The organism is Myxococcus sp. RHSTA-1-4 (genome assembly GCF_020037125.1).
Taxonomy (GTDB): domain Bacteria; phylum Myxococcota; class Myxococcia; order Myxococcales; family Myxococcaceae; genus Myxococcus.
In genome coordinates this window covers 148,122-171,689 of the sequence record NZ_JAIQDG010000007.1, presented here as the reverse complement: position 1 = coordinate 171,689, position 23,568 = coordinate 148,122, and the positions used below count along the sequence as shown (strand labels likewise).

General features: G+C 70.6%; 16 protein-coding genes. 3 read left to right on the top strand and 13 right to left on the bottom strand.

Features of this window, described 5'->3' with window-relative positions; genetic code table 11:
• The 4 genes from K8638_RS12785 to K8638_RS12770 form a co-directional block, all read right to left on the bottom strand.
• Entirely contained in the window at nt 1-1,044 is a 1,044-nt protein-coding gene (locus tag K8638_RS12785; protein ID WP_223754767.1) for an alpha/beta hydrolase, read from the bottom strand.
• A 28-nt stretch (nt 1,045-1,072) separates the two neighbouring features.
• Nucleotides 1,073-2,614 (bottom strand): GMC family oxidoreductase N-terminal domain-containing protein, encoded by a 1,542-nt coding sequence (locus K8638_RS12780; protein WP_223754766.1) that lies wholly within the window; start codon nt 2,612-2,614, stop codon nt 1,073-1,075.
• Between the two features lie 18 nt (nt 2,615-2,632).
• Nucleotides 2,633-4,996 carry a GMC oxidoreductase gene (locus tag K8638_RS12775; RefSeq protein WP_223754765.1) on the bottom strand — a complete coding sequence of 788 codons (2,364 nt, stop codon included), beginning with the start codon at nt 4,994-4,996 and terminating at the stop codon, nt 2,633-2,635.
• A 198-nt stretch (nt 4,997-5,194) separates the two neighbouring features.
• The gene (locus K8638_RS12770; protein WP_223754764.1) at nt 5,195-6,910 is read right to left on the bottom strand and encodes a hypothetical protein; all 1,716 of its coding nucleotides are present in this window, start codon (nt 6,908-6,910) and stop codon (nt 5,195-5,197) included.
• 253 nt (nt 6,911-7,163) lie between these two features.
• On the opposite strand from K8638_RS12770, the gene gspG reads away from it, so the two are divergent.
• Both gspG and K8638_RS12760 read left to right on the top strand, forming a co-directional pair.
• Nucleotides 7,164-7,583: a type II secretion system major pseudopilin GspG gene (gene gspG, locus K8638_RS12765; protein WP_223754763.1), complete on the top strand. Its 420-nt coding sequence runs from the start codon at nt 7,164-7,166 to the stop codon at nt 7,581-7,583.
• Between the two features lie 1,073 nt (nt 7,584-8,656).
• Nucleotides 8,657-10,765: an alkaline phosphatase gene (locus K8638_RS12760; protein ID WP_223754762.1), complete on the top strand. Its 2,109-nt coding sequence runs from the start codon at nt 8,657-8,659 to the stop codon at nt 10,763-10,765.
• 12 nt (nt 10,766-10,777) lie between these two features.
• Here K8638_RS12760 and K8638_RS12755 read toward each other — a convergent pair whose 3' ends face one another.
• On the bottom strand, nt 10,778-12,670 hold the full coding sequence (locus tag K8638_RS12755) for a methyl-accepting chemotaxis protein (RefSeq protein WP_223754761.1): 1,893 nt from the start codon (nt 12,668-12,670) through the stop codon (nt 10,778-10,780).
• A gap of 10 nt (nt 12,671-12,680) precedes the next feature.
• Nucleotides 12,681-13,217, bottom strand: a complete 537-nt coding sequence (locus K8638_RS12750; RefSeq protein ID WP_223754760.1) for a PDC sensor domain-containing protein — start codon at nt 13,215-13,217, stop codon at nt 12,681-12,683.
• A gap of 166 nt (nt 13,218-13,383) precedes the next feature.
• On the opposite strand from K8638_RS12750, the gene K8638_RS12745 reads away from it, so the two are divergent.
• On the top strand, nt 13,384-14,619 hold the full coding sequence (locus tag K8638_RS12745; RefSeq protein ID WP_223754759.1) for an MFS transporter: 1,236 nt from the start codon (nt 13,384-13,386) through the stop codon (nt 14,617-14,619).
• 3 nt (nt 14,620-14,622) lie between these two features.
• Here K8638_RS12745 and K8638_RS12740 read toward each other — a convergent pair whose 3' ends face one another.
• The 7 genes from K8638_RS12740 to tesB form a co-directional block, all read right to left on the bottom strand.
• Nucleotides 14,623-15,324, bottom strand: coding sequence for a type 1 glutamine amidotransferase (locus K8638_RS12740; RefSeq protein ID WP_223754863.1), 702 nt, complete (start codon nt 15,322-15,324; stop codon nt 14,623-14,625).
• 35 nt (nt 15,325-15,359) lie between these two features.
• The gene (locus K8638_RS12735; RefSeq protein WP_223754758.1) at nt 15,360-16,202 is read right to left on the bottom strand and encodes a CPBP family intramembrane glutamic endopeptidase; all 843 of its coding nucleotides are present in this window, start codon (nt 16,200-16,202) and stop codon (nt 15,360-15,362) included.
• Between the two features lie 85 nt (nt 16,203-16,287).
• On the bottom strand, nt 16,288-18,339 hold the full coding sequence (locus tag K8638_RS12730) for a DUF1592 domain-containing protein (protein ID WP_305071158.1): 2,052 nt from the start codon (nt 18,337-18,339) through the stop codon (nt 16,288-16,290).
• A gap of 18 nt (nt 18,340-18,357) precedes the next feature.
• Nucleotides 18,358-19,752 (bottom strand): DUF1552 domain-containing protein, encoded by a 1,395-nt coding sequence (locus K8638_RS12725; RefSeq protein ID WP_223754757.1) that lies wholly within the window; start codon nt 19,750-19,752, stop codon nt 18,358-18,360.
• Between the two features lie 189 nt (nt 19,753-19,941).
• The gene (locus K8638_RS12720) at nt 19,942-21,171 is read right to left on the bottom strand and encodes a cytochrome P450 (protein WP_223754756.1); all 1,230 of its coding nucleotides are present in this window, start codon (nt 21,169-21,171) and stop codon (nt 19,942-19,944) included.
• A gap of 178 nt (nt 21,172-21,349) precedes the next feature.
• Nucleotides 21,350-22,483 (bottom strand): cytochrome P450, encoded by a 1,134-nt coding sequence (locus tag K8638_RS12715; protein WP_223754755.1) that lies wholly within the window; start codon nt 22,481-22,483, stop codon nt 21,350-21,352.
• Between the two features lie 101 nt (nt 22,484-22,584).
• The gene (gene tesB, locus K8638_RS12710; protein ID WP_223754754.1) at nt 22,585-23,475 is read right to left on the bottom strand and encodes an acyl-CoA thioesterase II; all 891 of its coding nucleotides are present in this window, start codon (nt 23,473-23,475) and stop codon (nt 22,585-22,587) included.
• Between the last annotated feature and the right edge of the window lie 93 nt (nt 23,476-23,568).

Here is a 23,568-nt window from a genome sequence, read left to right as displayed (position 1 = left end):
TCAGGCCGTGGCCTCCAGCGCCTCCAGCACCACCGGGTACGTGTCACGCGCGGCCGTGCTGCCCATGAACGTGTCCAGGTGCCCGTATCCCTCCAGCACCTTGCGCTGGTACCAGTCCCCGCCGTTCTCCTCCCGGAGCCACTCGTACGTCAGCTCCGTGGACGCGGGCATGTACGTCCCGTTCTGCGCTCCCGACAGGAATGTCATCGGCCGGCGCAGGTGCTCCGCCCGCAGGTAGGACGGCGGCTTGACGCTGCCGTACCGGCGGAGGTTCTCCTCCGTCCCGTGGTCGAAGGCCACCGCGTGCCCCGCGCGCGCCATCTGCGCCAGGTGGCGGAACGTCAGCATGTTGCAGGGGCCGAACTGCTCCTCCAGCCGGTCATGTGTCTCGCGGTTGAGCCGCGCGTGCTTGTACAGGTGCCCGTACATGAACGTCAGCCGGTGACACACCGTGCTGTCGCACTCGTGGCTGATGAGGTCCACGAGCTTCCCGAAGGCTGCCTGCCACACCGGGTTCTGGGGGTCCTCGTCCGGCGACAGGTAGTCCAGCGCCACGTCCAGCGTCTCCGGCAGCCGCAGCATCGCCTTGAGCTGGGTGACGGGCGGCACGATGTGGTGCAGCGCCACCTGCGAGGCCACCACGCTGCGCACGGCCGGCAGGTACCCCGCCGCCATCGACATGAAGAACGCCGCCGAGCCCGCGCAGTGCACCACCGCCTGCACCGAGTCCTCCTTCGTCACCTCGCGCACGCGGCGCACGGCCGCGGGCATGTCGTACCGGGCCGCGTCGTCCAGTGTGAATTGCCGCAGCGGCAATTCCACGCTCGCGCGCCAGTCCAGCAGCCACGTGTCGTAGCCGTGGCGCACCAGGTACTGCACGAAGTTCTCCTTCAGGGTGGGCAGCATGAACATGCCGCTCCACACCCCCGCCCCGTGCACCAGCAGCACCGGGCCCTTCGTGCCGCCCCGGTAGCGCGTGAGCTGCAGCGGAGTGCCGTCGTCCGCGGTGAAGTCGTGCCGCTCAGCCGCCGGTAGCGTGTCCATGGTTTTCTCCTCGAAGTCACGAAAGGGTTCAGAAGCCGCGAGCCACGGCCTCGGCGATGCGCTCGGACACCGCGCTGATGGTCATCACCGGATGGAAGCCGATGGCGGTGGGAATCACGGAGCCGTCCGCCACGTGGAGGCCCGGATAGTGGAACACCTCGCCCTCGGTGGACACCACGCCGCGCTCGGGCGAGTCCGCGAGGTGGGCCCCGCCCAGCGAGTGCACCGTGAAGGGCCGCTTGAAGAGCTGCCACGTCACCAGCGGCGCGTACGTGCCGCCGTACTGCGACGCCAGCTCCCGCATCGCCTCGGACATGCGCTTCACCAGCTCCGCGTTCTCACCGGCGTAGTTCCACTCCACGTCCAGCCGGCCGCCCTTCAACCCCATGCGGCCGTTGGCGTTGTCCTGACCGATGCCGAAGAGGTTGCACGTGCGCGCCGCGTCCACGCGGTGGCTCATGGGCTTGCTGAGCAGCCCCTTGGCGAAGGCCTTGTGCACGACGGGCCCGAGGAAGGTCCACAGCGGCGCGCCAATCCCCTGGAAGGGCCCGAGCCGCGGCTGCCCCATGCCGGCAATCACCTCCGTCGCCGGCCGGTTGAACGTCGCCGTCACCAGCGTGAACCGGGGCGCCGCGTCGGTGAAGCGCATCACCGTGGCCACGTCCGGGCCCATCCACGGAAGGATGTCCTCGCGCGCGTTCTGCAAGGAGCCCAGGAAGTCGCCATTGCCCGAGTACCCGTGCCCCAACCGCGCGCTCACCCGGGGCAGCGTCTTCGCCCCGTCCCGGCTGCGCAGGAGGATCTCCACCGTGCCCAGCGTGCCCGCGGCCAGCACCACGCGCGTGCCCTCCACCGTCCGCCGCTCGCCGGTGGCCAGGTCCTGGCAGTGCACCCGGTAGCCTCCGCGCACCGGCTCCACGTGGGACACGAGCGTGCGCGGCCACACCGTGGCGCCGAGCGCCTCGGCCCGCGCCAGGTACGTCTGGTCCATCGTGTTCTTCGCGCCGTGCTGGCAGCCGAACTCGCACTCCGCGCAGAGCTGGCACACCTTGCGGCCCGGGCCGGGCGGCTCCGTCCAGGCCACGGCCTCCGGCGGGTCGAACGTCTCGCGCCCCATCCTCCCGGCGGCGCGCTTGAAGAGGTCCCGCTTGCGCAGCGGAATGGACGCCGGCACCGGCTCCAGGCGCAGCTCCCGGGCCACCTTGTCGAAGTAGGGCTCCAGCGAGGCGCGGCTGTAGCTCCGCGGCCAGCGCGGGTCCTCGAAGACGACGGGGTCCGGCCGCACGTGGACGTTGGCGTAGATGAGCGAGCCGCCCCCCACCCCGCTGGCCGTCACCGTGCCGATGCCGGACAGGAAGCGCATGTCATACAGGCCCTGCGCCTCCAGCCGCGACGGGTGGCGCCAGAGCAGCTCGTCCGCGCGTGTCACGTCGCGGGGGAACTCGCCGGGCCGGTAGCGCCGGCCGCGCTCCAGCACGGCCACCGACCTGCCGGCCTGCGCCAGCCGGAGCGCGCTGATGGAGCCGCCAAAGCCGGAGCCCACCACCACCACGTCGTACCGCGTTGCCATCACCAAGGTGCGCCTCTCCTATTCCAGCTTCGTGCGGGCGAAGACATCCCAGAGGTGGCCCATGAACATGCTCCCGAAGCGCTTGAGCGCGTCCGCCTTCTTCACGGCGGAGTCCGTGCCCAGCACCGCGAACGTCGTGAGCTGCTGGAGGAAGTCCGGCAGGTGCAGGCGGATGACGCCGCTGGACACCACGGGCGCATCCCGGTCCGTCCCCCGGCGGATGACGGTATACAGCGTGGAGGTGTCGCTCCACACGTCGAAGCCGTCGTCGTCCCGCACCTCCTTGTAGCCATCCAGCAGGTAGCGCTGGCCGTCCACGCCGGTGAAGGGCAGCAGGTAGAGCATCCGCCGCTCGTAGAAGCTGTCCGTGTCCACGAAGAGGTTGAAGACGCCGTTCTCCACGTCCGCGCCCTCGGGCGGCGTGAGGCCGTGGACGCGCACGGTGCCCTGGGCGATGCCGCCGTGGGCCTTCTCCGCGAGGAAGCGGTCCAGGCTGGGCAGGGTGATGGTGACCACGAACTCCGCCACCTGCCCCGTGCGCTTGCCCGCCTTCTCCGCGCCCACGAAGTCGTCCGCCGGCGCGTGGCCCGGGGAGTGGAAGCCCCGCATCCGCTCGGTGAAGCGCAGCCCCACCACCGGCGTGGGCGAGGCCACCGTGCCCCCCTCCGGAATCACCACGGCCCTCATCGGGTCCACTCTTGCCGGCACCGTCAGGGCCGACTCGGCATGAACCTGGAAGCGCATCGCCGCGCGGTAGGGCTGCTCGCCCCCGCTCGAGGCGAACGCGGCCCGCTCGGGCGCAAGCCATGACGGGTTGCCCAGGGCTACGCGGATGGCCCGCTCCACGTTGCGCTCCGCCACCGCGGCGATGGTGGACGCCGGGTTGACGCCGGTACTGGACGGCAGCGCCGCGCCGTCCAGGACGTACAGCCCGGGATGGCCATGCACCTCGCCGTCCGGAGTGAGGACGCCGTACGCGGGCTCCTCGGACATGACGCAGCCGCCCAGGTTGTGCACCGACACGGGGATGTGCAACCGCTCCCACAGCGGGTTGTAGACGGCGCGCGCGCCCAGCGCCCGGGCGATGTCCTGGCAGACCTGCTCCTGCGTCCGGTACAGCGGCAGGTTGGAGGGCACGTCCCAGCGCGCCTCCAGCTCCCCGGTGAGCGGACGCAGCGCGAGCCTGCCGTTGGCCCTGTCGCGCCCCATGGCCAGGAACACCGCCTGGAAGCGCCCGCGCTCGCCCTCGATGGACGCCGCCGAGCGGGAGCGCTTGCGCAGCGCCTTGACCAGCTCCTTCTGGAGCAGGTCCGCCGGAACCTTCAGGTCCTTGTCCGGGTCCAGCGCCTGGACGAGGCCGGCCACCTGCTCCGGGTGTCCGCCCTCCTGCAGGAGGAACCACGTCTTGTCCGGCCCCTGGCCCTGGTCCACCACCATGCTGGTGGTGATGGTGGGCCCCTCCGCCGGGTCCCACACCTCGCGCGTCTCCAGCGCGAAGGCGAGGAAGTCCCCGTTGGCCGAGTAGCGGCAGCCCAGCTTCTCGCCGAGCCGGGGCAGCGTGCCCCACTCGTCGCGGCAGCGGAGCAGCAGCTCCGTGCTGTTCACCGCGCCCGCGCACAGGAAGACGCGGCGCGCATCCACGGTGCACACGGCGCCGCCGGCCCCGTGGTCCACATAGGTGACGCGGTAGCCCTCCGGAGAGAGCGGCTCGAGGCGGGTGGCCTCGGCCTGGGTGGACACCTGCGCGCCGCGCTGCTCCGCGACGGCCAGGTAGTTGAGGTCCAGCGTGTTCTTCGCGCGGACGTTGCAGCCGATGTCACACTCGCCGCAGTAGTTGCAGCCCTCCTGCGGTACGCCGAACTTGTTGGGCAGGGGCTCGCCGGCGGGAGTGAAGCGGACGGCGAGGTCCGGGTAGAAGAACTGCTGCTCCCGCCCGAGCTGGCGGGCCACGTCCCGCATCCGCTGCGTCTTGGTGGGCAGCCCCCGCGCGGAGTCGGTGATGGGCCGCAGGTCCATCATGTGCGCCACGAGGTCGAAGTACGGGTCCAGCGACTCGCGGCTGTAGCCCTCCGGCCAGCCGGTGACGAAGGTCTCCGCGGGCGGGCGCAGGTGGACGTTGGCATAGATGAGCGAGCCACCTCCGTAGCCCGCCGCCTGGACGATGCTCATCCCTTGCAGGAGCTTCACGTCGAAGAGGCCCTGGCCGTGCTTCCACAGCCAGCCGTTGATCGGGTTGTCCCAGTCACGGGGGAAGCCTCCCTTCGGATAACGGAGCCCCCGCTCCAGCACGCGCACGGACAGCCCCGCCTGGGCCAGCCGGCAGGCCGCCACGGCTCCACCAAACCCGGTGCCGATGACCAGCGCGTCGTACTTCGGCGCCATGTTTGCCCCCCCTCGTTCAGCCGGACCACCCCGCGGGCCGGTGTGTACCGCATACCATTAAACGGATGAGGTCCGGATTCTTGCAGGGGCTCCGCCAACCTCCTGGAATCGCTGATGAAACCCGGCTCACACGGCGGCCCGGCCCGGGTCCGGAAAGACCGGGGCCGGGCCGAGACATGTTTCATGTATCGGGGGGGCCTACTTCTCGAAGATGACGGCGTACTTCCCGCCGTACGCGCTGACGTGACGGACGCGGTAGTTGAACGTCCCCACGTAGAGGTCGCGGTAGCCGCGGAACTGGTCCGGGGTGAGGTCCAGGATGGGCACCAGCGTCTTCGACGTGACGTGCCAGATGGCCATGTACCGGTCCCCCAGCCCCGGGTGCGAGTACTTCGACACGTGGACCATCTTGAAGCCGGACGCCTTCAGGGTGTCGTCCTGGTCCCACAGGCCGGTCTCCGTCATGGAGTGGTAGAGGTACTGCGCCGTCACCGACGGCTGCTTGACCCAGGTGCCGGTGAAGAAGAGCTGGCCCCCGTCCAGGTACGCCGAGGCATCCGTCACCAGGTAGCCGGCCTGGTAGTTGTCGTTGATCTGCGAGCCGAACCAGCTCGGCGTCATCTTGTGCCGGGCGATGAAGCCCGTGGTGATGGGCGCGTAGATGGCGGTGAAGCGCGGCTCGTCCGGCGCGGTCATTCCCACCACCTTGTCCGGGCGCCAGCCGTTCGGAATCCACGTGTCCGCGTCGGACTGGTGCTGCGCGAAGGTGCGGAAGGTGCGCGTGACGGGCGCGGACGGGTTGTACTGGAAGGAGCCGCCCATCTTCCACGTCCACCCACTGGACTCGGTGGCGAGCGTGGACGGGAACCAGCCGAACGACGCGAAGTGGTTGAAGCCCTGCTGGAACTTCCCGGCGTCCACCCCGGCGAAGTCCTGGAAGAAGGGCGCGAAGTGCGAGGCGTGCTGGTCGGCCTGGCCCCCCTGCCCCGTCGGATACTCCGTCTGGTAGCAGGAGGCGCTGAGCGCATAGAGGCCGTACGGGTCGAAGAACGTCCACAGGCTCTTCTTCACGCCCCCCACCCAGTGCTCGGCGGGCCGCGCGAACATGATGTGAAGGTGCGTGTTGTTGACGGAGCTGTTCATGCCGTGCGCGCCCGTGAGCCCGGCCATGGCGATCTGCTGCCCCGCCTTCACCGTCTGGCCCTCGCTGACCAGGATGCCCTGCGACGGCGTGCCCCAACGTGACTCGATGGCGGCGAGCTGCGTGGCGGTGGGGGTGCCGCCCAGCACCTGCGCGTCCGCGTCCGCCTGGTTCTGGTAGGCCTTCCAGGTGCTGCTCGCCGTCGTCCAGGAACCGATGACGTTCTCGTAATACGTCTTCGTCAGCCGGGCGCGGGCGATGTCCTCGTCCCGGCCGTCACGCAGGTGGTGGTAGATGGCGCGGAACCTCGAGCCGTCCTTCGCGGTGTGCTCGATGATGACCACGTTGCCCGGACTGGGCATGTAGCCCACCCACACCACCGTGCCGTCCGCCACCGCGTCCACGCGGAAGCTGGCGCCGTCCTTGTCGTAGTCCACCGCGTTGTGGCGCGAGTTGGCTCCGTACATCCAGCCGACCCCCACCTGCACCGCGCTGTCGCGGAACGGCTTGTACATGGGCATGCGGGCCACCGTGCCGTCCAGCCAGCCGGCGCGGTCCACCATGCTGGCGGAGCTGATCTGGTAGTAGCCGTCGGGGTGCGAGGCCGCGACATTCCCCGCGCCGTCGATGCGGTGGTACCAGTTGTTGGAGCTCAGCGCCGGAGCGGACTGCGCCGCGCTGTCGATGTCGCAGGCCGCGCGGGCCAGGGTGGGCGCGAGGGTGGTCAGCGCCAGCAGCCCGCTCGCGGCGGACGCAAGGACGTGGTTCTTCATGGGTTTATCCAGGGAAGGCGTTGTGGAGCTACGGCGAAGGAACGACGGGCTCCGTGAATCTTCCCGGGCTGGGATTCCCGGCGGAGCGCCCCAGGCACGCGGCCTGCACTGACGGTCTCCCGAGCCCGCCGCCGATGGCCGGTGGAGGGCTCTCGCAGGCAGCGCCACGCGCGGAGCAGCGGGAGCACACGACATGGCGGCACGAGAGCGAAGCGGTGGCCTGCCAGAACGTCACGTGAGGTGAAGAACAGTCATGAATCCCAACAAGCCGAAGCAGCAGCGCCGTCGCAGCCGCGGAATGACTCTCATCGAAATCATGGTGGTCATCACCATCCTCGGCCTCATCGCGGCGACGGTGGGCGTCGCCGTCATCCGCACGCTGGGAGAAGCCAAGGAGGACAAGGCCGCGCTGGACATCAAGGCCATCGAGACCGCGCTCAAGCTCCATTACGTGAAGACGGGCCGCTTCCCGGACACGAGCGCGGGGCTGAATGCGCTGGTGGAGAGCCGGACGCTGGAGCAGCTCCCCAAGGACCCGTGGCAGAACGACTACGTGTACCTCAACGAGGGCGGCAGGCCGGTCATCCTCTCCTACGGAGCGGACGGCACCGCGGGGGGCGAAGGCGAGAACGCGGACATCTCCTCCGCGCCCGCACAGTCCACCAGGGGCTGATCCAGGACGCGGATGAGTCCTGCCATGGAGCCGCCTCGGCCACGCGGTAGCCGCAACGGTAGCTCGGACATATTCGGAGTGCCGGGAGACCGAGTACCCGCGAAGCCCCAGGCCCTGTCTCCCCATGCCACGACTTCTCGCCATGTCAGCCCCCGGGCCGCCATGCGCGGAATGGAGCCTCCGTTCCGCGCGGCCCGCCACCACGCATGGGCCCCGCCTCTCCACCTTGTCAGTCCTCCGCCCGGGCCGCCATGCGTGGAATGGAGCCTCCGTTCCGCGCGGCCCGCGCAGCCCTCACCGCTTCATCAGCCTTACCTCTCCCGCCTTGTCACCTGCCCTGAGCCGCCATGCGTGGAATGGAGCCTCCGTTCCGCGTGACCCGCCAGGTCCTCGCCGGTGGCGGGCTCCAGCCTCCCCGCCATGTCAGCCCCCTGGGGTAGACACCATGCCGTGGGAGGAGCGCTCCTTTCAGCGGAGCACGTCGAGGCCAAGAGCACTGGCGGCCCCGCGTTGGCCACCGGTGCTGCAGCGCCAGAGGCGCCCGTCTCCGACGGAGTGGTGCCGGGTCATGTTCTCCGAGAAAGCGACGCACTCTCGACGCACGCCGAGTCCCCGCCCCCATGCGCTCCCCGGCAATGCGAGCGCCTGGCCGTGTCACCTGGCCGTCGCGCCGCCTGGCCTTCGATCGAGTGCCTTGGCTCCCGGGCGGCCGCGAACGTGGCGGGACATCCATCCTGGTCCGTACAACACGAGGGCCTTCATCGAGGACCGCCCCGTTCGCGCCTTCTCCGATGCACCGCCATGGCCCAGGCACCGCCAGGCGGAGCCCCGCCTCGTGCGAATCCCTACCGCGCCACGAATGAGTCCCCCCGGCTGAGCCGGGACGTGCCCGGCTCCCGTTCCTGTCTCGTGGCGGAGGGGAACGGGAGCCGGTGTTCCCCTGCCCCACCGGAGGAGTCCGCTGCCGGGGAGCGGACGAACGGACAGCCCCGGGGCCGATGGAACGCGAGCGCTCGCGCCCTAACTTCGCGCGCTACGGGAGCCTCCCTCCCGGCCCACCCTGGAGGCGCCCCATGTCGCGAGCCTTCACCCGCCGGACCCTGCTCAAGTGCATCGCCGCCGTGGCCGCGAGCACGGCCTTCGGCTGCTCCGACGACGATGATGAGCTGCCCATCATCGAGGACCGCGCCTTCTTCCCGCAGTCCGTCGCGTCGGGAGACCCGCGCCCGGAGAGCGTGGTGCTCTGGACACGCGTGGTGGACTCCGGCCGTCCCGGCGCGGACCTGTCCCTCACCGTCCAGGTCGCACTCGATGAGAGCTTCTCGAAGCGCGTCCTGGAGCTGAAGGACGTGCCCACCACCTCCGCGCACGACCACGTCCTCAAGGTGAAGGTGACGGGGCTCGCGCCGCGCACGACCTACTTCTACCGGTTCCTCTACGAGGAGAGCGGCCGGCGCGTCGCCTCGCCCCTGGGGCGCACCCGCACCGCACCGGAGGCCGGCGCGGACACGCCCGTGCGCTTCATGGTAGCCAACTGCCAGAACTACAACGGGCGCTACTACAACTCCTGGCAGCGCCTGCTGCAGCTCGACGAGGACCTGGACTTCGTCGTCTTCCTCGGAGACTACATCTACGAGACCACCCCGGAGGCGGCCCCGCCCGAAGGCGCGCGCCAGGTGCGCTTCAGCGAGCCGGACGGCGCCCTGCGCCTGTCCACCTCTGGAGGCACGGTGCTCGCGGCCGCGTCCCTGTCCAACTACCGCGACCTCTACCGGACGTACCGCGAGGACCCGTTCCTCCAGGGGGCACACGAGCGCTACCCGTTCATCCTCGTCTGGGACGACCACGAGTTCTCCGACGACTCGTGGAGCGCGCACGCCAACTACACGGAGGGACGCCAGGACGAGCTCCAGGAGGAGCGGCGGCGCAACGCGGAGCTCGCCTTCTTCGAATACCTGCCGCTGGCCCCCGACGAAGCGCCCGAGGGCGTGGTGGACCTGGAGGCGACGCCCCGCTACCCGGACACGCGCATCTGGCGCTCCTTCGACTTCGGGAGCGCGCTGCGGCTCATCGTCACCGACTACCGCACCCGGCGTCCGGACCACCTCATCCCCGAGGATGCCTGGCCCGCCGCCGTGGCGGTGGACGCCTCGGCGCTGGCGACACTCGGCCTGACGGGGGCCTTCACGGCGGACACCTTCGCGTACGTGGACATCGACGCGCAGGAATACACCGAGGCGCGGAGCATCCTGCGGCTGGCCTACGTGCGGCTCGCGGTGGCGGCGGGACTGTCCCAGGCGGAAGCAGCGTCCCGCGCCGGCGCCGCCGTGCGCGGCCCGCAGGCCCTGGCGTACGTCAACCCGGTGCTCGCCCAGGCGGGCCGGGCCCCCATCGACCCCGCCGGCAAGCCGCGGGGCCTCGGCTTCGTGCACCTGGGGAAGACGGAGCTCTTCGCCCGGCTGGGGGCCCGCTACGTCGTGGTGAAGGACACGTATGACGTATACGCGGCGTGGCGCGACGCCTCCACCGGGGGCGAGGCCCAGAACGTGCTGGGCACGGAGCAGCGGTCCTTCGTGCAAGGCGCGGCGGCCGGCCCGCAGGCGTGGAAGGTGCTGGTCAGCTCGGTGTCCGCCACCTCCATGATCTGGGACCTGAGCAACAAGCAGGACGTCACGCCCGAGTCGGTGCGCAACCGCTACTACTTCGACGTGGACCAGTGGGACGGCGTCCCCCAGGAGAAGGAGCGGCTGCTGGGAGCGCTTCGCGCCGCGACATCGGACCGCACCGTCGTCGTGTCCGGGGACATCCACGCGTCCTTCGCCTCCGTGGAGGCGGGCGTGCCGGCGCTCACCGCCCCCGCCATCTCCTCCTCGTCCGTCGGCGAGGAGGCGGGCGAGCAGGTGACGGAGGCGGGCTTCCCTCCCGGCACGGCGGTGTACCGCTACGTCGTCACCGAGCAGGTCGCGACGCTGCGCGAGGGCAACCCCGGCATCGTCTTCGCGGACACCGACTCCCACGGCTTCACCGTGGTGGAGGTCCACGCGGACGAGGTGCGCGCCGCGTACCACCTCATCCCCGGCGCCGAGGCGCGGACGAGCTACGCGGAGCGGCCCGAGGCGCTGGCCGCGCGCTTCACCCGCCGGGACTTCACCGTCCGCGCCGGTGCCATCTCCCAGGCCTGAGCATCCGGCCCGTCAGACGCGGTAGGCGCTCGCCACCACCTCCATGCGCTGCGCCACCTCGCGCAGCGCCTCGGTGGTGCGCTGGGTGCCCTTCAGGCCCTGCATCGTCTCGTCCATCATCCTGGACAGGTCCGTCACCGCGGTGAAGATCTGCGCGACGCCCGCGTTCTGCTGCGTCACCGCGGCGGCGATCTGCTGCGCCGCGTTCGCGTTGTCCTGGATGATGCCCGTCAGCTCGCGCAGGCTGTCGCCACTGGCGCGCACCTGGGACAGGCCCGCCTCCGTGCGCCGCTGTCCTTCCTCCGACAGCGCGACGGTGGCCTGGATGCCCCGGCGGATGTCCTCGAGAATCTCCCGCACGCGGCCGGTGGAGGAGATGGACTGGTCCGCGAGGCTGCGAATCTCCCGCGCCACCACGCCAAAGCCCTTGCCGTGGTCGCCGGAGCGCACGGACTCGATGGCCGCGTTGAGCGCCAGCATGTTGGACTGGTCCGCCAGGTCCTTCACCGTCTGGGTGATGCCGTCGATCTGCTGCGTGCGCTCCGCGAGCGAGGCGATGCTGCCGGCCACCCGTCCCACCTGCTCGCGCAGTTGCTCGAAGCCCTGGAGGCTGGCGCCGACGGTGGCCTCGCCCGCGGCGCTCACCGCGCGGGCGCGCTCGGTGGCGCCGAGCACGGCCTGGGAGCGGTCCGCCGCCATCATCGACGTCTGCTTGATTTCCTGCGCCGTCACCTGCGTCTCCTGGAGCGCGGCGGCCTGCTGCGTCAGGTTCCGCTCCTGCTGGGCGGCGGCGCTGGTGAGGTCCGCCACCGTCTGCCCCAGCACCCGCGTGCCCTGCTGCAGGCTGGCGGTGGACTCGCGCAGGTGGCTCATCATCCGCGAGAAGGCGCTGGCCAGCTCACCCACCTCGTCACGCCGCGTGGACACCTGCACCTTCTGCGTCAGGTCGCCCTCGCGCACGATGCGGCCCACGACCTCGCTCAGCGTGGAGATGGGCCGCGTCATCCCGTGCGCCAGCAGCCACGCGCCCAGGCCCGACAAGAGGATGGACACCACCGTGAGGATCAGGACCACCGTCTCGGCGCGCTCGAGCGGCGCGTAGGCCTCTTCCGGCTCCACGGTGGCCACGAAGCGCCAGCCGTCGCCCACGTCACGGACCGCATCGGAGTTGATGGCGGAGGCCTGGACGAGCTGCCCGGCGCTCCGCGAGCCGGCGGGGCGTGAGTCGTACAGCGAGGCGCCGCCGGCGGTGAGGACCTCCAGTCCGAAGCTCCTCAGGCCACGGGCGTGGAAGCGCTGCAGCGCGGCGGACACCACGCTGCCCACCTGCCCCCAGTCATAGGCCGCCAGCAACACGCCGATGCGCGAGCCGCTGATGGGGCTGACCACCGGCACGGCGAACGGAAGCACGCGGCGCTTGAAGACGGGGTCCTCTTGCGAGAGGGCGCTCGTGTCCAGCCGCCCCTCCAGCGCGGCGCGGAACCAGGGGGTGGCGAGCACGTCCTGCTGGCGTCCGGCGAACGCGTCACGCAGCAGGGGCTCGCTGGCGGAGACCGCGCGGCCGTCCTCGGTGAAGAGCACCAGCCCGATGAAGGACGGGTGCAGCCGCTGGAGCGAGGCGAGCACCATGTCGCTCTTCTCGAAGGTGTCGAAGAGAAGCGCGCCGCGGAGGATGGAGTCCTCGGACCAGCTCCGCACGTTGGCCTCGCGCTCGGCGAGCGCCGCCTCCATGAGGTCCCTCAGCGCCTCGGCCTCCACCTCCAGCGTGGCGTGGATCTGCTGCTCGAGGTTCTCCGTCGTGGAGTACTTCATGAAGAGGTTGAGCGGCAGCAGGGCGCAGAGGATCAGCAGGGACACCGCCAGCGTGAGGCGGGCGCGCAGTTTCAAACCGTCCAGGAATCGCATGAAGGGGGGCTCAGAGGTCCAACAGGGAGAGACCGATGGTGAGGGCGCCGATGGTGCGGTCGCCGTCACGAACCGGGAGGGAGAGCTGGATGACGTAGGCCTGCGAGGATTCGTCGAAGAAGGGCTTCTCGCGCAGCGTCTCGCCCCTGGCGTAGGGGACCTGGAACTTGGCCTCGTCCCCCTGCCAGAAGTCAGACGTGCGGCGGGTGGCGCCCACCAGCGCGCCCTGGTCGTCCATGGCGAAGGCCTCGGCCACGGCGATGCCGAGCCTCGCGCGGTGGCGGTTCAGGACACGCGAGCACGCGCTGCCGAGCACCTGCTGCTTGAAGGCGGTGAGCTGCGGGGTGGCCTGCCACGCGGCGTCCTGCTCCTGGATGGTGGCCAGAGGCACCCGGCGGGCATTCTGGGCCCGCACCGCCGCGACGACCTCCGGGTCCGTGGCCATGCGCCGCAGCGCCGGCATCATCCGGTCCACCTTCTGGAGCTGAGCGGCACCATCCGCGGGAAGCTGCGCCAGCACCACCACCGCCAGACCGAGCCACGACATCCACAACCCCCGCTGCCCGGACGCCACGCGCCGGAGACTCGAGAAACATTCCCCAACTGAACGATATGGATTGTTACACGGGCGGCGTTCCAAGATGGAATCCGGGAGAGCGGGCTTGCCCTCCCCCACCTGTTCCAGACGACCGCCGCTGGTCGGAGATGGCCACATGAACGCCTCCCCCCTCCCCCTCGACCTCCAGCGGGCCGCTCGCCTGGCCATCCTGGTGTCCGCGCTCGGCTACTTCGTGGACATCTACGACATGGTCATCTTCAGCGTCGTCCGCGCGGCGAGCCTGGAGGCCATCGGCGTGCCGGCGGCCGAGCGGATGAGCGTGGGCGTCCGGCTCCTCAACATGCAGATGATGGGCATGCTGGCGGGCGGCATCCTCTGGGGCGTGCTGGGGGACAGGCGCGGGCGGCTGTCCGTGCTGTTCGGCTCCATCTTCCTGTACTCGGCCGCCAACCTCGCGAACGCCTTCGTGCAGACGGTGGAGCAGTACTCGCTGCTGCGCGTGCTGGCGGGCATCGGCCTGGCCGGAGAGCTGGGCGCCGGCATCACCCTGGTGAGCGAGCTGATGTCGAAGGAGCACCGGGGGTACGGGACGACGCTGGTGGCGACCAACGGGGTGATGGGGGCCATCGCGGCCGCCCTGGTGGGCAGCCGGCTGGACTGGCGCACGGCGTACCTGATTGGCGGCTGCATGGGGTTCGCGCTGCTGTGCCTGCGCGTCACCGTCCACGAGCCGCGCCTGTTCACCGCGCTGAAGGAGCAGGTGGTGTCGCGTGGCAACTTCCTGCGGCTCCTGAAGCCGGGGCCCTCCGCGAGGCGCTACCTGTCCGTGGTCCTGGTGGGCGTGCCCATCTGGTTCGTCATCGGGGTGCTCATCACCTTCGCGCCGGAGTTCGGGAAGGCCCTGGGGATGAAGGAGGTGCCCCTGGTGGCGCATGCGGTGCTGGTGGGCAACGTGGGGACGGTGCTGGGCGACGTGGGCAGCGGGCTGTTCAGCCAGTTCACCCGGAGCCGGAAGAAGAGCGTGGCCTTGTTCCTGGTGCTGGGGGCGCTGGGTACGGCGGCGCTCTTCACGGTGGGGAGCTCGTCGCTGTGGGCCTTCTACGCGTGCTGTGGAGTGCTGGGGTTCTCCGCCGGGTACATGGCCGTGCTGGTGACGATTGCCGCGGAGCAGTTCGGCACCAACCTTCGCGCCACGGCCGCCACCACGGTGCCCAACTTCATCCGCGGCTCCACGGTGCTGCTCACGTCGGGGCTCCAGCTCGCCACGCCTTCGCTGGGCCTGCGCGGCGCCGCCCTGTGCGTGGGCGGGCTGGCGCTGGCCGTGGCCTTCGTGGCCCTGCGCGGTATCGACGAGACGTTCGGCAGGGACCTGGACTTCGTGGAGACGTGAGCGTCAGCGGCGGCCCGCCACCTGGGCGAAGTGGCGCGCGAGGCGGTGGAGCAGTTCGGTGTTCTCCGCCTCCGCGGCCTTGAGCTTGGGGAGCTGGGACTTCAGCTCCTGGACGTCCTTGCCGCGCTGCTGGAGGCCCTCCGCGCCCAGGTCCAGCCACCGGCCCATCTCCGCGGCGGTCAGCTCCAGGTGGAACTGGAAGGCGTAGGAGTTGCCCAGGCGGAAGGCCTGCTGGGTGTAGCGGTCCGTGGAGGCCAGCAGCGTGGCGCCCGGGACGGGCTTGTAGGTGTCACCGTGCCAGTGGGCCACCACGCTCTTGGGACGGGCACCGCCAATCACCGGGTCCTTCAGCCCGTCCTGCGTCCAGCGGACTGGGGCGACGCCCACCTCGAAGCCATTCTTCCCGGGGAAGACCTCCGCACCGGCGGCGGACGCGAGGAGCTGGGCACCCAGGCAGATGCCGAGGCAGGGGCGCTCGTTGGCGAGGCGCTCGGTGAGCAGGGCCAGCTCGTCGTGGAGGAAGGGGTGCTGCTCCGCCTCGTAGACGCCCATGGGGCCGCCCATCACCACCACCAGGTCCGCGTCCACGTCCTCCCGGCGCACCGAGCGGAACCGGTTCACCAGCGAGAAGCCCGCCTCCTCCAGCACCGGCCCCAGCAGGCCGGGCCCTTCGTGCTCCTCGTGCTGGAACACCACCGCGCGCATGGTCATGACCTCCATCCCTCGAGTCGCGCGGGAGCCTAGCGGGATTCCGGCCGCGCGGGAGTGGCCTCTCCATTCCGCGAGGTCAGGCTGACGAGCACCCCGGACAGCCAGAGGAGCAGCACGTAGACGGCGGCGTCCATCAGGGTGCCCTCGGGCGCCACGTCGTACTTCCAGAGCGCGCCGAGCCGGGGGTTGCCGGACACGAGCATGTCCCCCATCACCACCAGGGCCCGGGCCCCCACGGGCGCCCAGAGCGAGCCCGTCTTGTGGAACAGCCATGCCGCGTACAGCCCCGTCGCGAACAGCCCGCAGAACTGCCAGAAGGTCGGCGGCTGCTCGAGGGAGTGGATGACCGCGAACAGGAGCGACGAGACGCCGAGCCCATAGAGCCCCGAGCGCGCCCGGCCCAGCCGCACGAAGGTGTATCCCCGGAACAACAGCTCGTCCTTGAGGCTCAAGAGCGGCGCGAGCAGCAACCACGCCGGCAACGCCCAGACGAGCACCGCCGGCAGCGACTCTCCATCCAGCGCCGACTGAAGCCCCCTCCCCCGCACCAGCAGGTGGTACCCGAGCATCCCCAGCGACACGAACGCCCCGGCCAGGATGCCCAGCACCAGAGGAGGAAGCACCGGACGCGCCATCCGGAACCGCTCGAGCGTCCACCCGTCCGCCACGCGCGCCCAGACCATCGTCACCGCGCACATCGCCGCCTGGAACAGGAGGATGCCCAGGAAGCCCCCACCGCTGAGGCGTCCTCGCGCATCCGTCCCGAGGTGCTGGAAGGCCAGCAGCGCGGCGAAGCCCGCCACCTCCAGCACCCCCATCAGGAGGAGGAGGTTCACCTCGGGGAAGCGTTGGTTCAGCTCTCGGTAGCGCATGCGGGGTCTCGGACCGGCCCGCCTCCGAGCTAATCACGAGCCCCCGCGCCGGCACACCCGCATGTGCACCGGCGCGGGAGGAACCTCACTGCTCCGCGGGCACGGGGCAGCGGTGGCGGAAGCTGTCGCTCAGCGCGACGGCCACCATCAACTCCGGCAACCTGTAGCCCCCCTGCGCGAAGCGCGCATCCACGCTCCGCACCACGGCTTCATCCGCGTCCGTCAGCTCGCGGCCGAGCCCGTAGGCGAGCGCCTGCCGGCTGATGCACTTCGAGAAGGCGGGGTCCTGCTTGAGGAGGGCCGCCAGCTCGCGCGGCCCCTGGAAGGACAGGCCCTGGAAGTTGCCCGCCGCGTCCACCGGAGAGCCATTGTCCACCGCGCGCCAGGCGCCGGCCGCGTCGAAGTTCTCCAGCCCGAAGCCGATGGGGTCCAGCAGGTTGTGGCAGCCCGCGCAGGACGGATTGGAGCGGTGGGCCTCGGTGATCTGCCGCAGCGTCGCGCCCGGAGGCAGCGTCGTGGGCAGGGCCTCCACGCCGGGAGGCGGCGGTGGCGGCTCCTGGCACAGCAGCCGTCCCAGCACCCACTTCCCCCGGCGCACCGGCGAGGTGCGGGTGGCGAGCGACGACTGCGCGAGCACTCCCGCCTGGGCGAGCAACCCTCCACGCTGGCCACCGGCCGTGGACACGCGCGTGGGCGTGGCCGAGCCCGGACGAGGCAGACCGTAGTAGTCCGCGAGCCGGTCGTTCACGAAGGTGAAGTCCGCGTCGAGCAGGTCCAGCGCGCTGCGGTCCTCCTTCAGGAAGACGCGGAAGAAGCTCTCACCCTCCTCGCGCATGGCCTTCTTGAGCGAGGTGTCCACGCCCGGGAAGAGGCTCGGGTCGGGGGTGATGCCGTCCACCTGCCGCAGCCCCAGCCACTGGCCCGCGAAGTTCTGCACCAGCGCCTCGGACTTCGCGTCCTTCAGCATCCGGCGCACCTGCGCCTCCAGCACCTCCGGCTCCTTCAACCGGCCCTGCTCCGCCAGCGCGGCCAGCTCCGCGTCGGGCTGGCTGCTCCAGAGGAAGTAGGACAGGCGCGAGGCCAGCTCCAGGCCGGTCAGCTCCGTCTTGCCCTCGCCCGGCGCCGGCGTCTCCACCACCTGGAAGAGGAAGTGCGGCGACAGCAGCACGCCCCGGAGCGCGAACTTCACCGCCAGCTCGAAGCCGTCCCCCGAGGAGCGCACCAGCGAGTACACGCCCATCAACTCCGTGACTTCCGCGTCCGTCAGCGGGCGCCGCCACGCGCGGCGGGCGAGCCGCTGCACGATCTGCCGGGCGCAGGGCTCCTCCCCCACCACCGCCGGGTCGCAGACGCGCAGGGCCGCCTGGTCCAGGCCGGGCGCGGGAGCGGGCGCGGCCACCTCCAGCCAGTCCACCAGCAGGTTGCGGTCGGTGGACGTGTCGGGGTCATAGACGTCGTTGGTGAAGCGCACGGCGAAGCGCTTCTGGCCGGGCGCGCCCACCGTCACCTGCCGCGTGTACAGCGTGGGGCTGGTGGCGGGCACGTCGAACGAGGCCACCACCGCGCCGTCCAGCAGCCACTCCATCTTCACCGGGTCCGGCGGCGCCTGCGTGCCCCAGGCGCGCACGGACAGCCGGTACTCGCCGGCCTGCGCGAAGTTGAAGGTGGCGGTCAGGTCGCCGTTGGACCACAGGTTCCAGGCCGTGCCGTTCTCCGCGCTCGCGCCGGTGGTGGCGCTGGCCGCCTCCGCCTGGACGCGCACGGCACCGCCGGAGGAGGACGCGGCCAGGTCCCGCGCCCAGGCCTGGTCGATGAGGCGGCCGGCCGTGGCCTCGTAGGCTTCCACCAGCGCGGGCGACACGCTGAGCAGGCGGGCCTCGTTGTCGAAGCCCGTGCCCGTGGGGTCCGCCGGGAAGGTGGCCGCGGGCCGGCTCGTCTCACCGAGCAGATCGCGCACGGTGTTGTCGTACTCGGCGCGGTTGAGGCGGCGCAGGGCGTGGGCCCCGTCCGAGCAGGCCTGAGCCGAGGTTCCCGGGCCATCCGGGGGTGACTGGGGGCCGTTGGGCTTCTCCCCCGAGCAGGCGAGGAGCAGCAGCGGCAGTCCGAAGAGGAGCGAGCGCGAGTTCATGGGAGTCATGGGTGCGGTTCCCCTTCCTCACGCCAGTCCGGACAGCGGCCCCTGCGCGAGCGGACCGAAGTTGCCGCGCGGGATGCCGAAGGCCTGGAGGATGGACAGCAGCACGTCCCCACACCGCTTGTCCTTCGCGCGCAGGTGCCGTCCGGGACGGAAGGCACCACCCGCGCCGCCGGCGAGGATGACGGGCATGTCGTAGTGGTTGTGCCAGTCGCTGTGCGAGATGTCGCTCGAGTAGAAGACGGCGGTGTTGTCGAGCAGTGTCCCCGTCCCCTCGGGCACCGCCTTCAGCCGTTGCACGAGGCGCGCGAGCCGGGCCACCTGCCACCTGTCAATCTCCACCTTGGCCGCCATCTTCACCGGGTCATTGCCGTGGTGCGACGCGTCTCCGTGATGCGAGACGGTGCGGCCGTTGACGGTGAAGGTCATCGGGCTCACGCACATGCCGAGCATCAGCGTGGCCACGCGGGTGGCGTCACACTCGAAGGCCTTCACGATGAGGTCGCACATCAGGTCGGCGTACGCGGTGCGGTCCATGGGGATGCCCACCGGCTGCGCTCCGGTGCCGCAAACGGGGGCCGGCGCGCCCTGCTCCGCGCGCTGGATGGCCTGCTCGAGGGTGCGGATGCCGGACAGGTACTCGTCGAGCCGGAGCTGGTCGGCGCGGCCGAGCCGTCCTTGCAGCTCCTTCGCCTGGCCCGTCACCCGGTCCAGCACGCTGCGGCGGTAGGCCCAGATGCGCCGCTCCTGCTCCGTGGGGCCGGTGTTGGTGAGGGAGCCGAACAGCCGGTCGAAGATGACGCGCGGGTTGTAGACGTTGGGCAGGCGCTGGCCCTTTGCGAAGGTCACCATGCACTGCTCGGTGGCGGTGCAGTGGTCCTGCGTGTCGTCGTACGAGGACGTCTTCGGGTCGATGAACCCGTCGCCGTTCTCGTCGCGGTAGCCCGGGTTGTAGTAGCCGTTGTTCTCCACGCTGAGGGTGAGCGACGGCACGCGCACCTGCGAGGCGGTGGCGCCGGCAATCACCTGGTCGATGGAGTCGGTGGTGCCCGCGACGATGCGCTCGCTCGCGGTGAGCATCATCCAGAAGCCGCCTTCGTGCGTCCTCTCGTAGTAGTCCCACGAACCGAGCCGCAGTCCGCTCAGCACGATGACGTCGCCCTTCACCGGCTCCAGCGGGGAGAGGCTCGCGGGCAGCGCGTAGTTGGCGCCCTCCGTGGTGGGGAACCACTGGTCCGGGATGACGCCCGCGGAGTGGAAGATGCCGACGAAGCGCAGGGGTGGCTTCGTGCCGGTGGACTGCGCACGGGCCACGGACGGGGCCATGGCCTCCAGCCAGGGCAGCGCGAGCACCGCGCCGGCGGCACCTCTCAGGACGCTCCGGCGCGACAGCTCCCAGGATTTTGTTTTCGACACGCAGGGCCTCGGGGGGTTTGAGCCACCGACGCACTGAGCAATGGGGGTGCCATGTCCGGAAAACCCCAGGAGTCCCGGAGAGTTGCAGCAGCCGTGTATAAACAGACCCAGAGGGGCGGCTTCGACCCCACACTCTGGTGTGGAGTGTCGCCCCCAGGCGCGGAGGTGGGCCTCGCCCCCACCGCGCGCTCAGCGCCGGGTGAGCGTCCCGCGGAAGTTCACGGGCAGGGCCACGGCGGCCAGCATCATGCGAACCGCCTCGGGCTCCAGCACCTGGATGCGATAGCGGGTGCACATGAAGTGACACAGCAGGATGAGCTGCGTGGTGCCCAGGCCCGCGCCAATGCACGTCGTCGGAGCCCAGCCGAACGGGACGTACGCGGCACCGGAGCAGGGCCCGTGGGGTGCAGTGGCCAGCCAGCGGTCCGGGTCGAACGTGTCCGGGTCCTTCCAGTGCTTCGGGTCGTGGTGGATGAGGTACGGACTGACGAAGTAGCGCTCCCCCGTCTTGAGGCTCGCCTGTTCGAGCTGGAGGTCGGTGCGGGCCGACCGCGTCAGGAACAGCGGCGGGCTCCACATGCGCAGCGTCTCCTTGACGAAGCGGTGGGTCACCGGGGCGACGCGGGTCGCCGCGCCATACAGCTCCTCCACCGGGATGGACTCGAGCTCGGTGGTCAGCCGCTCTGCCCAGTCCGGACGGCGGCTCAGCTCATACAACATGCAGGCGGCCGCGGCCCCTGGCGGTCCGGCGATGGCGGTGAGGACCGCCGTGACGGCGTCGATGGCGCGGTCCAGGCCGAGCGAAGGGAGCAGGTCGACGATGGGGTCGGTCAGGTCGGCCTGGCGGGGCCTGCGGCCCTTCGCACGGCCGCGCAGCTCGCGGCGGACCGCCGAGCCCGCGCCGACCTGGATCCAGATGGCGCGAAGCTCCTCCCAGAACGTCTCGCGCAGGGGCTCGATGGACAGCAGCCTCGCGAGCTTGAGGTGCTGGTCGCGCACGATGCGGGCGGTCTCCGCGGCGGAGAGGCCCGCCACCACGACGGGGATCAGCGCCTGGGTACACACCTCCTGCGCCATCCAGACCAGGTCCAGGGGGCGGTCGAGCCGCGCCTCGAGCAGGTCTCCCATGCGGGCGGCGAGCTTCGCGACGGACTCGGCGTCCGACAGACGCCGCATCTGGGGAAGCCACGCCGCGCGCACCTCCCTCCAGGAGACCGGGTCACTCGTGCGGCCGCGCAGCAGGTCGGCGAGCTTGTCGGGCAGGGTCAGGTCGCCGTAGTTGAGCGCGTTGATCTTCTGGGCCGCCTCGGGCTCGAAGACACCCAGGTCGCCCGTGTGCGTCCGGAAGACGCCACCTTCCGCGTGGCTCCGGGTCCGCATCAGGCGAACGAACTCCAGCTCGTCGGGGGGCGTTTCCATGCGTCCTCTCACGGGTGTGGTGAGGAGCGGAGCAGCTCCGCCCCCCACCGGGGACTGCCTAGATGTGGTGGTACAGGTACCAGCGGTACAGCGGGTCCTTGCGACGGATGGACAGCGCGGCCATCACGGAACGAAAGATCTTCGCCATGTGGTTCACCTCCTTTCTCGTGCAGCGACGTCACGACAGGCGTGGGACCAGCCTCAGCGTGAAGCGAGGGGGAGCGAGCGCGGCGGTAACGTGCGGCCGGGTACCATGGGGGACCACGAGCAACCGGTAGTCACCGGTGATGACACGCAGGACGTCCTCGACCAGCTCCATGGAGAGCAAGGCGGCGGGACACGTGTGGGGCCCCCATCCGAACGGGATGAAGGCCTGGGGGTTCTTCAGTGAGGCCCACCGCTCAGGGCGGAAGGTGGCCGGCTCGTCCCAGTGCTTCGCGTGACGCTGGACGGCGTAGGGACAGACGACCACCTCGTCCTGGGGCGTGACGGTGACGCCGGCGACCTCGTGATTCTTCGCGGGCCTGGCTCCCAGCAGCCACGCCACGGGCCACAGGCGCAGCGCCTCGCGGACCACCCAGGCGGGCTCGGCCTCGGTGTGAGGGTTCGTGCCCAGCAGGTAGAGCGACCAGCCAAGGACGAAGCCGAGCGAGCCCGCGATGGCGAAGACGCAGGAGAGGAACACCTCCGCCAGTTCCTCCGCGGGTGCCTCGGGGCCCGCCGCGCCAACCACGACGTCGAGCAGGTCGACGGGCTCCGCCCCACCCCGCTTCCGGCGATGCTCCACCGCCCGCACCAGCTCGCGCTCCACGCGGAACCGGAACACCGCGCGGCGCAGGAAGGAGTAGCGCTGCCGCGCCCCGGCGAGGACGGCGCGCTCGACGACCTCCTCCACCGTCCGCCGCAGCCGGACCGGACTCCCGGGCCCCAGCAGCACCCTGGAAAGGTGCCGGTACATGAACCAGTTGCCCGCGTCCGGCCATTCGCTGCCCGGGACCAGGGCCCGCCGCACGGACTCCGCCAGCTCTTCCCTGTGCGCGTCGATGTGGGCGCGCAGCAGCGCCCGAGCCTCACGTCCAATCCTCACCTGCACCGGGCGCGGACCGAAGGTGCCCTGCCGGGTGCGGAAGAAGTCGGAGTGGTCCTCGTACAGGCCCTCGCCGTTGGTCAGGACCGCCCTGGAGGCCGCCGGGTCCGAAAGGCAGAGCTGCCGCCCCGGCAACCAGACGGCGTCGCCACCGGCGGGAAACGCCTCATCGAGGAACCGCAGCGGCTCTCTGTCGAACTGAACCGTCGACTCGCGCTCCGCCATCGTGTCGCTCCCCTGGAACAGCAAAATTCGAATACCAAGGTAGACACGAAGTATCGGATAGGCCGTGAATCACGGCTAGGCTCGGCGAGCGCGACTTTCAACTACCTGACATCGCCGCTCCCGCGCTCGCCCTTCTGGACGATGCGCAGCAGCCCCTCCTGGGCCACCGAGGCCACCAGCCGTCCGTCGCGGGTGAAGATGTTTCCCCGCGCGAGGCCGCGCGCGTTGCCGGCCCACGGGCTGTCGATGGAGTACAGCAGCCAGTCATTCACCTTCAGGTCGCCGTGGAACCAGAGGGCGTGGTCCAGGCTGGCGCCCTGGATGTTCGGCTGGAAGAAGCTCATCGCGTGGGGCAGCAGCGCGGTGCCGATGAGGTTGAAGTCGGACGCGTAGGCCAGCACGTACCGGTGCACCTGCGGGTCGTCCGGCAGGTTGCCGTCGGCGCGGAACCACACGTGCTTGATGGGCTCGCGCTTCACGGGGTTGAAGGGGTCCACGTACGCCACCGGGCGGATCTCGATGGGCTTGTCGTGGAGGAACTTCTCGCGAAGCCGCTCGGGGATGTGGCCGGAGTTGCGGCGCAGCAGCTCCATCTCCGTGGGCAGCCCCTCCGGCCCCGGCACGTCGGGCATGGTGGCCTGATGGGCGAAGCCCTGCTCGTCACCGTGGAAGGACGCAATCATCGTGAAGATGGGCTGGCCCTTCTGGATGGCCACGACACGGCGGGTGGTGAAGCTGCCGCCGTCGCGCACCCGGTCCACCGTATAGACCACCGGCATGCTCGCGTCGCCCGCGCGCAGGAAGTAGCCGTGCAGCGAGTGGACGTGGCGATCCGCGGCCACCGTCTGGCTGGCCGCCGACAGCGCCTGCCCCAGCACCTGGCCCCCGAAGAGACTGCGGAAGCCCAGGTCCTGGCTCCGGCCACGGAAGAGGTTCTCCTCGATGGGCTCCAGCTTGAGGAGCTCCAGCAACTCATCCAGGACTCGACTCATACCCCCTTCTCCTATCCGACCCCGGTGCGGCTGTCTCGGGCTCCAGAAGGGTCTTGAAGCGGCAGCGGAATGAGCCGCCCGTCTTTATGTTGG